This is a genomic window from Synergistaceae bacterium, from assembly GCA_017444345.1.
In the GTDB taxonomy this organism is placed as follows: domain Bacteria; phylum Synergistota; class Synergistia; order Synergistales; family Aminobacteriaceae; genus JAFUXM01.
Genome location: JAFSWW010000129.1, coordinates 1 through 14,378 on the forward strand (window position 1 = coordinate 1; position 14,378 = coordinate 14,378).

General features: G+C 40.6%; 10 protein-coding genes. 6 read left to right on the top strand and 4 right to left on the bottom strand.

Translation table 11 applies throughout. The annotated features are described in order from the left end of the window. Positions 1 to 122: 122 nt before the first annotated feature. The 3 genes from IJS99_10095 to IJS99_10105 all read left to right on the top strand — a co-directional run bounded on the left by IJS99_10095 (position 123) and on the right by IJS99_10105 (position 6,766). Entirely contained in the window at positions 123 to 1,508 is a 1,386-nt protein-coding gene (locus IJS99_10095) for an excinuclease ABC subunit UvrC (protein MBQ7562158.1), read from the top strand. A gap of 82 nt (positions 1,509 to 1,590) precedes the next feature. Further along, positions 1,591 to 4,140 carry a calcium-translocating P-type ATPase, PMCA-type gene (locus IJS99_10100; protein MBQ7562159.1) on the top strand — a complete coding sequence of 850 codons (2,550 nt, stop codon included), beginning with the start codon at positions 1,591 to 1,593 and terminating at the stop codon, positions 4,138 to 4,140. A gap of 217 nt (positions 4,141 to 4,357) precedes the next feature. Further along, positions 4,358 to 6,766, top strand: coding sequence for a DUF3536 domain-containing protein (locus IJS99_10105; GenBank protein MBQ7562160.1), 2,409 nt, complete (start codon positions 4,358 to 4,360; stop codon positions 6,764 to 6,766). A 46-nt stretch (positions 6,767 to 6,812) separates the two neighbouring features. Here the strand turns inward: IJS99_10105 and IJS99_10110 are convergent, their stop codons facing one another. Further along, positions 6,813 to 7,373 carry a hypothetical protein gene (locus IJS99_10110; GenBank protein ID MBQ7562161.1) on the bottom strand — a complete coding sequence of 187 codons (561 nt, stop codon included), beginning with the start codon at positions 7,371 to 7,373 and terminating at the stop codon, positions 6,813 to 6,815. 55 nt (positions 7,374 to 7,428) lie between these two features. Next, positions 7,429 to 7,902 carry a hypothetical protein gene (locus IJS99_10115; GenBank protein MBQ7562162.1) on the bottom strand — a complete coding sequence of 158 codons (474 nt, stop codon included), beginning with the start codon at positions 7,900 to 7,902 and terminating at the stop codon, positions 7,429 to 7,431. A 384-nt stretch (positions 7,903 to 8,286) separates the two neighbouring features. On the opposite strand from IJS99_10115, the gene IJS99_10120 reads away from it, so the two are divergent. Genes IJS99_10120 through xylB form a run of 3 tightly spaced genes read left to right on the top strand, consistent with a single transcriptional unit; the run spans position 8,287 to position 10,636 of the window. Beyond that, on the top strand, positions 8,287 to 8,745 hold the full coding sequence (locus IJS99_10120) for a hypothetical protein (protein MBQ7562163.1): 459 nt from the start codon (positions 8,287 to 8,289) through the stop codon (positions 8,743 to 8,745). Then, positions 8,735 to 9,148 (top strand): nickel-responsive transcriptional regulator NikR, encoded by a 414-nt coding sequence (nikR, locus tag IJS99_10125; protein ID MBQ7562164.1) that lies wholly within the window; start codon positions 8,735 to 8,737, stop codon positions 9,146 to 9,148. Before IJS99_10120 ends, nikR begins: the two co-directional genes overlap by 11 nt. 3 nt (positions 9,149 to 9,151) lie before the next feature. Then, the gene (gene xylB / locus IJS99_10130; GenBank protein MBQ7562165.1) at positions 9,152 to 10,636 is read left to right on the top strand and encodes a xylulokinase; all 1,485 of its coding nucleotides are present in this window, start codon (positions 9,152 to 9,154) and stop codon (positions 10,634 to 10,636) included. Here xylB and IJS99_10135 read toward each other — a convergent pair. Continuing rightward, a complete protein-coding gene (locus tag IJS99_10135; protein ID MBQ7562166.1) occupies positions 10,610 to 11,833 on the bottom strand; it encodes a glycosyltransferase in 1,224 nt (407 codons plus the stop codon). The genes xylB and IJS99_10135 overlap by 27 nt on opposite strands. Before the next feature lie 85 nt (positions 11,834 to 11,918). Continuing rightward, entirely contained in the window at positions 11,919 to 14,339 is a 2,421-nt protein-coding gene (locus tag IJS99_10140) for a PBP1A family penicillin-binding protein (GenBank protein MBQ7562167.1), read from the bottom strand. Between the last annotated feature and the right edge of the window lie 39 nt (positions 14,340 to 14,378).

Here is a 14,378-nt window from a genome sequence, read left to right on the forward strand (position 1 = left end):
CCACCCGCCCGAAAAGACTGGCGACGGCGGAAAAACACAACAAAGGAGTCAATATATACATCGTGAAAGGAAAAATTGCCGCAATTCTCAAGACCTTACCAGAACGCCCTGGAGTTTACTTGATGAGGGACTCGGAGGGCAAAATTATTTATGTCGGTAAAGCAAAAAAACTCAAGCGCAGAGTCTCGTCTTACTTCAGGCACTCCCACGCTATTGCAAGATTAAATAAATTAGTCTCGTTAATTGATGATATTTCTATAATCCGCACTGAGACTGAAGCAGAAGCCCTAATTGTTGAAGCTAAATTAATACGCAAATATCAGCCATTTTTTAATATTGACTTAAAGATGAGTGATAGATACCCCTATGTGAAAATCACTGATGAAGACTTCCCGCGGCTCGAAATCACTAGACACAAAAGCAATGACGGAGCTTTATATATCGGCCCGTTTGTTGACGCAGGCAGCATAAGAAATCTAATGCGCTTGACTGAAAGATACTTCCCGCTTAGAGTCTGCAAATCACGAATTAACCAAGACTCAAATAAACGTCCCTGCGTTGAATATAGCCTCGGCCGTTCAATGGGTGCATGTGCCGGGCTGTGTTCACGTTCGGAATATCGCGAAAGAGTCAGCGACATAATTTTATTATTCGAGGGTAAACAGGCCGAACTCGTCGAGAGATTACACTCAAGAATGAACGAGTCCGCGAAAAATTTAGAGTTCGAGAAGGCCGCGCGCTACCGTGATACAATTCGGGCAATATGGAAATTATCACGTCAAAAAATTTCGTCAGCTCTTCAGGAAGATTTAGACAATGAAACATGGCAGGTATTAAATCGAATTCAGGAATTATTGAATCTTAAAATTTTGCCGTGGAGGATTGACGCTTTTGACATTTCTCACACTTCAGGACATGACACTTACGGCTGCTGTATAGTTTTCGAACAGGGAAGGCCAAGCCCGAATTTATACAGACGATTCAAGATAAAATCTCTTCAGGACGGTGAAATAAATGATTTCGCTTCAATTTATGAGACAGTAAAGAGACGCTATAAACATGTAATCGAGAATTCCGAGCCAGCCCCGCAATTAGCTTTAATCGATGGAGGGCCCGAACAGTTAAAATTTGCTATGAATGCAATAAATGAACTTGGCCTAAATTTGCCGTTAATAGCTCTTGCAAAACGTGAAGAGTTAATTTTTTTGCCCGGTAATCCCGAACCTTTGAGGCTTTCACGAGATGACCCTGCACTGCAATTATTTCAAAGACTGCGCGATGAAGTTCACAGATTTGTAATTACTACTCATAAGAATAAGCGTGATAAAAGATTCAGGCATTCAAGACTCGATAATATACCCGGAATCGGACGCAAGAAAGCAAGCGAGTTACTTGTAAAATTTGGCAGTGCTGAGAAAATTTCACAGTTACAGCCCGGCGAACTCGAAAAAGTCCCGGGAATCGGCCCGATCTTAGCTAGAAAAATTATTGACTCGTTGAAGGAGTAATAAATTTTATTTTTTCGCGCTATACAGTTATAATCACTGTAATTCTTTATCTTGAATATTATAAACAGGAGGAATTATTTACATGATCGACCTTAATGGCCTAAGCGACTCAGAAGTACAAGCAAGCCGCAAAAAATACGGTTCTAATGCTTTAACGGAACTCCCGCGAGAGTCTTTATATCAAAAATTTCTAGGCTCTCTAACTGATCCAATGATTATTATTTTATTGTGCGCACTCGTTATTCAGCTAGTTTTATTTTTCATGGGACGTGCTGAATGGTTTGAGCCGGTGGGAATCTTAATCGCTGTATTAATCGCGTCCGGGGTCTCGTCTTATACTGAATATCAGCAGGAAAATAAAGCATCTGCCCTCAAAGCTGAACAGGAAGCCGGAGAAATGACAAAAGTTATTCGCAATGGCAGCATTCACGAGATCCATGTAAGTGAAGTTGTAACAGGTGATTTAATTTTCCTGCAGGCTGGCGACAAAATTCCGGCGGACGGAGTAATAATCAACGGTGCTATAAAAGTAGATCAGTCTGCTTTGAACGGTGAGACAGAAGAGGCCGAGAAAATACCGGACTCAAACAATCAGGGCTATGACGTTAAAGATTTGCTAAATAAATTCTATGCATATCGCGGCACTGTTGTATGTTCGGGCGAAGGTTATTTAAAAATTTTAGTCGTAGGCGATAAAACTTTATTCGGTGAGCTTGCTCTTGAAGTTCAGGAAGAAACACGCAAGACTCCTTTACAGGTTAAACTCGGAAAATTAGCCCAGCAGATTTCAACATTCGGATATACCGGAGCAGCTGCTATTATTCTGGGAATTCTAGCAAGAACTCTCATGACTGGGAGCGCACCGGGGGATTTCTACGGATGGATGAGATTAATCGTTGACGCTATAACAGTCGCAGTTACTATTGTAGTTTGTGCCGTTCCTGAAGGCCTGCCTATGTTGACTTCAATGTTAATGTCGTTCCAGTCTATGCAGATGGCCGGCGATAATGTTTTAGTGCGAAAATTGAACGGGCTTGAGACTGCCGGGAGCCTTAATATTTTATTCAGCGACAAAACAGGAACTATTACAGAAGGAAAATTAAGTATTGCGGAAATTGCCCTCCCTGATGCTAAAGTTTATGAGTCAATTACAGCAATCCCCGCGTCAAAACTTGAAGATATTCTAATCGGCGCAGGAGTCAATAACAGTGCAAGCGTGGGCGATAATTCAGTAATCGGCGGAAATAGTACAGACCGCGCTTTGATGGCCTTATTCATGAAAGATAGTACTATGCTAGATAAAATTATGAAGGTCAAGCAGGATATTAAAGAGTTCGAGGCGTTTAACTCCGATAAAAAAATGTCGAGCCTTACTCTTATTAACGGCCAAGTCTATTATAAAGGCGCACCCGAAAAAATTATCCCCCAATGCGTAAATATTCCCAGTAAAACAAAGCTCGATAAATATATTAATTCTCAAGCTGACAGGGCCATGCGTTTATTAGCAGTTGCGAAAGATTCAGACGAGGGAATGCAATTAATTTGTGTATTGAGTATTCGCGACAATGTCCGTAAAGAAGCAGTCGAGGCTATAAAACGAGTCAGAAATGCGGGGATTCAAGTCGTCATGGTAACAGGAGACCGCAAAGAAACAGCTATAGCAATCGCACGTGAAGCCGGACTAATCACCAAACCTGAAGAAATCGCAATGACAAGCGCAGAAATGGCCGAGAAGAGTGATTCAGAGTTAAAGGCGTTATTACCAAATTTGCGCGTAATCTCTCGTGCTTTGCCTTCAGATAAGAGTCGTCTCGTTAAAATCGCTCAAGAATTAAATTTAGTTGTCGGAATGACCGGAGACGGAGTAAATGACTCGCCAGCCCTGAAAAAAGCTGATGTCGGTTTTGCTATGGGATCAGGGACTGAAGTAGCGAAAGAGGCCGGAGATATTACGATTTTGGACGACAATTTTAAATCAATCGCTAAAGCAATTCTTTACGGGCGCACAATGTTCAAGAGTATACGCAAATTTCTTGTATTTCAATTAACTGTGAATGTATCAGCCGTGTTAATTTGTTTCTTAGGGCCGTTATTCGGGCAAAATGTAGTCTTGACAGTAATACAATTATTATTAATTAATCTTGCAATGGACACTTTAGCGGCGATTGCTTTCGGGACTGAACCGCCTAGAGATTCATACATGAACGAGAAGCCCATACCTAGAGACGAAAATATTATCACTCCTACAATGTTAAGCGAAATCTTAACGGGAGCAGCTTATATCACGTTTATTTGCTTGGCCGTGTTGTTCCTGCCGCCTGTGAGAAAATTATTCATGAGCGATAATATAATTTATTTGCGTTCGGCAGTGTTCGCAGTATTCATGATGTCGATTACATTTAACGGGCTTGCTATGGCCTCGTCTAAAAATTGCGTGATAGTCATGTTATTTATTTTCTTGATGCAATATGTATTTATCACGTTCGGCGGGGATTTCTTGAGCGTTCACGCATTGAGTCTTGATTCGTGGCTGAATTGCTTTGTGCTGGCGTTTATGATTATTCCGATAAGATTACTCGCAAAGAATCCGCAAATTTTCGAGACTTTATATAACAAGTTACACAAGGCATAAATTATAAAAATTTTTCGCGGCACTCTGTGATTTTCACGGGGTGTCGTTTTTTGTTGCTGCTATATTTTAACGAGCTATTATTACACTAAAAAATTTTGCTATTAAATAATTTATTTTGCCAGCCCGAAAAAATAATAATCTCAATCTCGCAATAACGGGTATAATGTAAAACAATATAATATATTATTTATCTTAATACGTGAAAGGAGTTGTTATTTTGCCGCGCTATGTATGTATTCACGGACATTTTTATCAGCCGCCGAGAGAAAATCCCTGGCTCGAAACCGTAGAAATTCAAGAAAGCGCATCACCGTGGCACGACTGGAACGCCCGAATCTCCGCCGAGTGTTACAGCCGGAACTCAGCATCAAGAATCTTAAATCAACAAGGTGATATTATCAGAATTTGCAATAACTACGCCCATATGAGTTTTAATATCGGCCCGACTCTCTTAACATGGCTCGAAGAAAATGACCCGCTATGTTATCAAGGTATTCTCGACGCAGATAAAGAAGGCACTAAAAGATTTTCAGGACACGGCCCGGCTATGGCACAAGTTTATAATCATATAATTATGCCTCTTGCTTCAAGACGCGATAAAGAGACTCAAGTAAAATGGGGTATTGCTGACTTCAGAAAACGCTTTAAACGAATGCCCGAAGGAATGTGGCTCGCTGAATGTGCAGTAGATACTGAAACATTAGAAGTCTTAGCAGAAAACGGAATATTATTCACTGTTCTATCACCTTGGCAGGCTCAATCAGTCAGGACTATAGGCTGGGGAGGCTGGAGAGATGTCAGCGGCGCAAAAATTGACACGAAATGTGCTTATAAATGCAATTTGCCTTCAGGCCGGAGTATAGCAATATTCTTTTATGACGGCGTATTATCTCAAAAAATTGCGTTCGGCGGGCTGCTCGATGACGGCGGAGTCTTTGCACGGGAATTAATTAATGCTCATACGGAGTCAGGAGTCCCCGTTTTGTCCCATGTAGCAACGGACGGCGAATCATATGGACATCATCACAAACATGGTGATATGGCACTTGCTTATTGTCTTAACGCGCTAGATAACTCAACTGAAGCAAGACTCACAGTTTACGGTGAATTCTTATCATTTTATCCGCCCGAATCTGAAGTAAAAATTATAGAAAACTCTTCATGGAGCTGTGCACACGGAGTCGAACGCTGGCGGAGTAACTGCTCATGCGGTACAGAAAATAACTGCTCGCACGAATGGAGAAAGCCGCTCAGGGACGCAATGAACTTTTTACGCGACGAACTTGCGAAATTATACGAATCAAGCGATTTATTAATTGACCCATGGAACGCTAGAAATCGATATATTGACGTGATTCTTGACAGGAGGCCGGAAAATATTGACTCATTCTTAAAGGATAATACAGATCATAAATTAACTCATGACGAAAGAGTCAAAGTTTTATCGCTGCTCGAAATGCAAAGAAATTCGCTCTTAATGTTCACTTCATGCGGGTGGTTCTTTGATGAGATCTCAAGACTTGAGCCTGTACAAATTATGCGTTATGCAGCACGTGCTATAGAACTCGCTAAAAAATTATTTGACGTGGATTTAGAGCCTGAATACTTGAAAATTTTAGCTCAAGCACCCAGCAATATCCCGGAATTACAGGACGGCGCGAAAATTTACGAGCTGCGGGCAAAACAAGGCCGGGCAGATTTAAAGCAAATGGCCGCATATTTCGGGATTAATTCTTTATTGAGCGATTATAATTCTGAATTCTCAGAAGGCTGCTGGGACATGTCAGGAAATGCTGAAAGACTCGGAGAAGGCACGGCGGAATTTTCTGCGGGGACTGTTCACGTTAAATCACATATTACAGAAGTTGAAGGCGATTATATTTTTGCGGTAAAGAAAAATCACCCTCAGAAAGAAACGAGCCTAATATCTTGCGGAATCTGTAAGGCTGACTCAAACTCTCAAGTCAACCCGCATGAACTCAAGGCACTTTTTGACAGCCCTGACCGTGAAAAATTATTATTTGATAAATTCGGCTATGATCAATTTACGTTAAATAATATTCCCTCGAATGCAAGACACAGAGTAATTAACGAGCTATTACAGCAGGATATTGACAAGCTCGAACAAAGCATACACGGAATAGTGAACGATTATGATCAATTGCTTGAATATTTGACTCTCTTAGGAACTAAACCGCCGGCAATTATTACGACAGCTACAGAATTTACTTTGACGGCCGAAATCGTGAAAAAACTTGAGAGCCACGCCCCCGATGTTGACGGAATAAGACGGGATTTTGAGCTCGCTGCATTCTGGCAAATTAACCCCGACGAGGAACAAATTAGATTCGCATTCTCTGATTGTATAAATAGTATTCTGTCTGAAAGCTGTGCTACAGGTTTTGACGTTGAGACTCTGGAAGATTTGAACGGGCTTATAAAGTTATTCAGCGAAAAATTTGACTGGCATTTGAGTTTATATGACGCTCAAAATCTTTATTATGAATTACTCAAGCAGCAAAGGCCGATTATTAAGACTCAGCCCGAACCCTTACGCAATGCACTCTACGAACTTGGCCGGAGCTTAAGATTCTCGGATGAGTTTTTGAAGTATATCAAGCAATAAAATTTTCAAGCTCTCTGTGTTGTGCAGGGAGCTTTATAATAAATCCTTACCGCTGGAACCATTCGCGCTTACTGATAAAGCCTAGACGACTAAATTTTTCAAGACATGCCGCCCAGTTTTCCATAGGAATCCCCCTGTATATAAGTTCGTGGCCGTTGATCGTAAATATAACGCTCGCTATATTCCGAATATTTTTATTGCGCAATTTTCTCTCATAGACTGAAGGATATTCAAATAATATTACCGTCGGCACATTCTCAATTACATCAAGTTTTGAAACTCTATAGCCCGACATTCTTGTGCTTTCAAGATAAAAGCGGCCGCCCTTGTCATCGTAAAGCATTCCCGCAGAAGTATCTATAACTGTATCTATCTTTGACGTTACCATGAAAAACACGTGAATATTTCCGTCATCGTTATAAATATATGAGCCTAGATACTGAATTCTTAAGCCGTCATCAAATTTCACGTCAAATTGATTAATTTTTTCACGTTCACTAAGCAGAGACTCCAAACTAGAATCAGACTCAGAGTCAGACTCGAATAAAGCAAATGAACTCCCGCAAGATAATAATAATATAATAATTACAGTCAAAAATTTTTTCATGTGATAAATTTTCCTCCCAGTTTATAAATATTTCAGCTAATACTAGCAAAAAATTTTATTTAATGCCCGCAGCACGTTTTATATCTTCCCATTCGCGCCAGTTCTGAACCTGAATATTTCTCAATTCGTGCCACTGTCCGTTAAAATTAAAGCTCACTCGTGCAATTACCGGCATAAATTCAGACTCCGAACGAGGCATATTTATATAACACTCGGCCTTAATGGGAACATCTGCTATTATCTCACGCATTCGAGTCTCTTCACGCCCTATCAGCCATTTTGAATCAATAAATTTATTGCCCTTGTCGTCAAAAATTTCTGAGTTATCGGCCCTGAAAATCATATCTTCTTTTGAGTAAACTATAAAGCAAAACACTATAGAGTCCTGACTCCTGAATGCTCCTTTGAAACTCACGCGCAAAATTTTGTCATAATTACTAAATTCGAACCGGTTATAATAATATTCATCAGCCTGTGTGATTGAGCATAGACTCACGAGAATTATAATCAGCACAAAAAATTTTTTCATACTATTTATTAGCCCTCCTTACTGTGTGAAATTATATATTAAATATTTTGCAGGTTATCAAGACTCTTAGCAAACCCGCCCGCCGATTATGTAAAAATTTGCGGTTTATTAAGCCCGCCCAGTAATATTATTTTCTTAGCAAGTCCGCCCGTAATTAACAAGTCCGTCCGCTGCTTTCATGTAAAAATTTTGCGATTTATCAAGCCCGCCTCGTAATATTATTTTCTTAACAAGCCCGCCCATATTTAACAAGTTCCCCCGCTGCTTTCATGAAAATTTTGCGATTTAACAAGCCCGCCCGTATATAAATTTTTTATCATGATTAAATTACTTCACGCGCTATATTATAATAATAAATATTTTTGTGAAGGAGTAAATATAAAATTGTTCTCGATAAATTTCAAGAAAATACGTGATTATCTCGCAAAATTCATTAAGCCTTCTCTATATTTGAGCGGACTTAGCGACGTTATAAAGCTCTGGCAGGGGTCAGACACTAAGGAACGGGGTATATTATTATTAACTTTTTCGCCGATGTTCTTATGTCTGGGCGGGTTCGTGTTCGCTATTATACATTTTGTATTATTCATATTGCCGTCATTCTTGTTTAGTTTATTAGGCTGGGGATTATTAAGCACTATATTCGGCTACGGTGGCAAGTATTTATACAAGCATTTAACGGGTCATGAAATCAAAGCGAGCGGCAAAATCGACCCCGATATTATTGACGTGCAGTATAAAGAAGAAATTATCACAGTGAATGACGATGAGGACTCAGACGACGACGAAGAAATTATCATAGAAGACAAGCCCAAGACTAAACGCAAAAAAAATGTCCAGTGATAAATTAATTCGATTCAGCATTACCGTGCCGGAAAATTTATTAAACGAGTTCGAGTCAAATTATTACGCTGAAAATATGCCGAATCGTTCTGAATCAGTCAGAAATTTAATGCGGGCTTATATATCGTCCGAACGCTGGAAGGCAAATAACAAAGAAATTTGCGCAGTGATTACTATAATTTACGATCATCATATTAACGAATTGACCGGAAAATTAACGGCTGCTCAACACGATAACGGATCTGTCATAATTTGCGCGACTCATGTGCATTTGAATCACGATTCCTGCCTTGAGTGCATAATCACAAAGGGACTCGCAAGTGAGATACAAAAATTTATTGACTCGCTTAAACATATTCGGGGCATTAAGAGCCTAAATTTTAATATTTCAACGGAGATATAATAAATGCGTTACTTCATAGGCGTTGATTTAGGAACATCGAGCGTTAAATCTCTATTAATGAACGAAACCGGCCAAGTACTGGGCATTTCTTCACGCGAATATGACATAATCAAGCAAAAATCTTCATGGGCAGAACAGGACATTAATTTATTATGGCAGAAGACAAGCGAGACTCTTTCTGAACTTGCTAATAAATTTAACTCAATCAAGCATAATATAACCGGCCTGAGTTTTTCCGGACAAATGCACGGATTAATAGCTCTTGACAAAAATTTAATCCCCGTAAGAAATGCTATTATCTGGGCAGATCAACGTTCAAAAGAGTCCATAAATTTTATTGAGAGAGTCATTCCTGATTACCGCGAAATTATATTTAACTCACTGAGCACGGGATTTCTTGCTGCGTCTTTAATATGGCTTCGAGACAACGAACCGGAAAATTACGAGAAAATTAATTATATAATGCTCCCTAAGGATTATATAAGATTCAAGATCTGCGGCGAACTCGGTACGGAAATTTCTGACGCTTCAGGGACGGGTTTATTTGACACTGCAAAACGTGAATGGGCATTTGACATCATAAAAAAATTGAATCTCGACTCAAAAATTTTCGTGCCCTGCAAAAATTCATGGGATATAGCCGGAGAATTAAATAAAGAATGCGCGGATTTGACCGGACTCCCTGAAAAAATCGCGATAATTTACGGCGGAGGTGATACACTCGTTCAGGCAATAGGCAACGGGTTAATAAATAGTTCGCTTATATCAAACATAGGCACGGCGAGTCAATTATTATGCGCAGTGAACAGGCCTTTACACGATAAAAATTTTCGCACGAACACTTTTTGTCATGCAGTACCAAATAAATGGCTCTTAATGGGTGCGAACTTAACCGGCGGAGCAGCTTTAAAGTGGCTGAGAAATATTTTAAGCATTCCCGACTATGAAACAATGACTAATTTAGCACTAGAATCAGAACCGGGCGCAAAATATTTATTATTTCTGCCATATCTAAACGGTGAAAGAACTCCATATAATGACCCTAATGCGCGGGGTATTTTTTTCGGGCTGAACATGAATCACGGACAAAAGGAATTTATACGCGCTGTAATGGAAGGTATAATTTTTGCACAAAGGCAGACTCTCGAAATTTTTGCGGAAATGGGATTAAATTTTTCGCGTGTGATCTCGTCAGGAGGCGGAGCAAAGAGTGCGGCATTTCGTGAAATAATTGCTAACGTCCTAAATTGTGAAGTAATCACAAATAAAATTCATGAACAGGGCTGTATAGGCGCGGCAATTTTAGCAGCAACAGGCACGGGGACATTCAAGACAATTAATGAGGCCTGCGAAAATATTATAAAATTTGACGATTCTATAACATTCCCAGACCCCGAAAAAATTAATATTTACGACGAAATTTTTACGCGTTACAAGAAAATTTATCCGGCAAATAAAAATTTATTTCCGCCAATCATCACGCATTAATTGAGCCTTACTGCATGGGCCGTCGTCAAATAAATCAACGGGCTTTTTTTCGCGCTGTAATGCGTCTGCTAACTTTATGAATCTTTCTGCGGCAACTTTCGGACTCCATTCTTCTGAAATAGTCTTATATGCTGCCCTGCCTAGTTCTGAAATTTTTGCGGGATTCGACAAGAGAGTTATTACTTTGTCCGTTAAGTCGTCAATATCTTTATCGCGGAAAATTAAGCCATTTTTGCCGTCTCGCATTAAATAGGGAACTGCGCCGATTTTTTCGCCGGCAACAACAGCACACGCAGAATTCATTGACTCATTTAGCACACAGCCCCAGCCTTCACCGGAGTCAGACGTGAATAAATATATTTGCGAACGTTCCATATATTCGCGTATTTTGTCAGTGTGCATTGCAGGGAGAAGCTCTACACAGTCATTGAGATTATACGAGTTTACGAGATTTGAAAGAGTTTCGCTCATTTCGCCAGAGCCTATAACTCTCAGCTTGAAAGGAATTTGACGAGACTTTAAATTTTTTGCTAGTTCAATTGCTAAATCCGGGTGCTTCCAGTTAATAGCTCTCCCAGCCCATAAAATAGAGTTTGATTCTTTACGTGAAATTAATTCGTCAACGTCATTATAATATCTTGTCTCAGGAAAATAGCCCCATTTGTATGCTTTATTTGCGTAATAACCGAGCTTGTAAAAATCCATTGAAGCAAATGCACTCGCACAAAGTAAATAAATTTGTCCGTTTTCAGGGCGTGCGTGAGAACCTTTATATTTACGGCGCATGACATGTCTCTTTAACGGAGAAAAACGCGACGCAAATATACTTGCCATTTTCCCAAGTGCATTCGGTCCCATTCCGCTGCTTTTGCTTTTAAAGAGTCTTTCTGCGTATTCAAATAATATTTTGCCGGATCTAATTCTCTGCTCGATTATGTCCCATGATAAATATGCTATTCCGATTACATAGTCAGATTCAAGAATTAATTTTTTTGCAAGCTGCATATTTTCTTGACTCTCGTAGGCTCGAATAACGAACGGCATTTGATTCAAGTCGTCTATACCCATCGCAAGAAATCCCTTGCCGAAAGGTTTTGTAACAATCACTCTATAGTCATCGCCGAAAAATTTTATAAACTCCCGCGCTAATGATAATTGATAATGACTCAACATATTTGTTAAGAATACAAGTTTCATTAAATCACGTTCCTTTCTTAAATATAAATATCAGCAAAAAAAAAATTCCCCCTGAACATTTTATCAGAGGGACGAATAAATTTCTTTACTCTAGGCCATATTCACGCAATAACTGCCTGTAACGCTTCTCAACTTCATCAACTCTAGGCTCTTGACGTTTAGGAGGCTGCGGAGTACTTTGCGGAATTGCTGCCTGCGGAACTGGTGCGCTGATTTGCTGGGCTGGGTGATGCTGTGCCTGTTGTTCTCTAGGACCTGAAGGACTCTCGCTCTCTTGATACTGCCTTCTCGCCAAATAAGACTCATCCTGTTCAACAAGAAACAATCTCGGCCCGGTCGGATCTTCATCTGCTGCTGTATAACTCCCTCCATGCAAAGGACATGAAGCACTCGGAGCCTTCCCCCTCGGCACATATAAAGGCACTGCCGGACAACCTGAACGCGCCAAATATCCCGAACTCCTGCAGATAGAAATTTTTGATACTTCTACCCATTCAGGAGGCTGGGCAAAATTCGCCGGAGTCGCTAATTCCTGCACGGCATATGTCATAAATTTTTTCCAGATTGGAGCTGCCATAGTTCCGCCAAATGCACGCCGTCCCATTGTTTTGTGATCATCGCGTCCGACATAAACCGCCGTAGTTAAACCCGGTGCGCCTCCTACAAACCACGCGTCTATGAAATCATTTGATGTTCCTGTTTTGCCGAAAATATTTACTTTAGGAAGTGCTGCGGGTCTTCCTGTTCCTGCTCTGACTGTATCTTGTAACATTGAGCGTATTGAGTAAGCAGTCTCCGGCCTCATTGCTTGAGTCGCTGCCGTTTGTCTCTGTTCTAAAATATTCCCGTCCCTGTCTTTGATTTCGCGAATCATTAACGGAACTATTCTTTTACCGCCGTTATTAAAGCAATTGAACGCTACGGCCATTTCCAAAGGAGTCAAACTCGCAGATCCCAGCGCGACCGATAAATCACTAGGCAAATATTTTGTCTCGATTCCCATAGCCCGGGCCATTTGCACAATTGCATCAGTGCCTATATAAGCAGCGACTCTTACAGCTACAGTATTTAGTGATTTCGTCAAAGCATTCTGTACAGTAACTTCTCCCGAATATCCCCCGCCCGAATTGTGAGGCGACCACCCTTTACTGCCTGCACGCTTGCCGAATGTTATAGGAGCGTCGAGAAAATGATCACTCGCATAAATATCTTCCTGCATTGCCGCAGCGTAAACTATAGGCTTGAAACTTGATCCCGGCTGTCTCATTGCTTGAGTTGCGCGGTTGAATTTGCTTTCTTTGAAGTCCTTACCTCCGACGAGTGCGAGAACTTCTCCCGTTTCTGACTCAATGCAGACTAATGCGCCCATAATATTTTCCTTGAGTCCCTGTATTGACTCGCGCGCTTTGTCCTGAAGTCTTACATCCAAAGTAGTATAAATCTGCATCCCCCCGCTGTAAACTTCATCACGGCCGTATTTAGGCAATAAGTCATTAAATAACAAATGCGACACAAAATAGGGAGCTCGGTTAAACTCTTCAATTTTATTGACTCTGCGTCTGAACTCTAATTTTTCGTTATAAGCTGCCTCTCTCTGTTCGTGAGTTATCCAGCCCAGAGTCTCAAGTCGGCTCAATACATAATTTTGCCGCGATTTTGCGTTATTTATATTGCTTAGGGGGTTATAGCGTCCGGGGTTTGCTATGAGTCCGGCCAAGATTGAAGACTGCGCTAAATCTAAATCCTTTGCTGACTTGTCAAAATAAGTGCGTGCGGCTGTCTCTACTCCCCATGCTCCGTGACCGAAATTTATAGTATTCAAGTAAAGCTCTAAGATTTTATCTTTTGAGAATAATTTTTCGAGCCTCATTGCTATAATAATTTCCTTTGCTTTACGGGTTATGCTTTTCTCGTGAGTCAAAAATAAATTTCTCGCTAATTGCTGGGTTATAGTGCTTGCTCCCTGAACTTTGCCCTTTTCGATTATGTCAGTCCATAGGGCGCGCATGATTGAGCCGATTCTGATTCCTCCGTGCTGATAGAATGCCGAGTCTTCAGCTGCTAAAACACTTTGCACAAGCCACGTAGAAATTTCGTGCAGTTCAACCGGCGTTCTATTCTCGATAAATAATCGCGCAATTACTTCACCGTTTCTATCATATAAGATTGACGGGAGGCTGCTTTTAGGATTAGCAAGTTCTACCATGCTGGGCAAGTCTTCAGAGAGTTTTACGACGTACCAAGCGACTCCGGCACTTACTGCACCAGCTGCTAACAAGAATATTAACAGAATCGACATGAGAAATATTTTAACGATTGAGAAACTTTTTTTCTTTTTCTTTTTCTCGGCGGGGCTGGGCTGTTCAGGAAGCGGGCGTTTTCTAGGGGCGATTTTGCGTTCAAATTCTGCTTGCTGTCTCTTTGCACGTTGAGCAGGAGCCGGCCCAAATAAAATTTCGTCGGGATCTATTTTGATTCGTCTATTATTATTATTTCGTTCGTTCATTTGACAATTACCCCTTTATGTATTATGACGCAATAATAT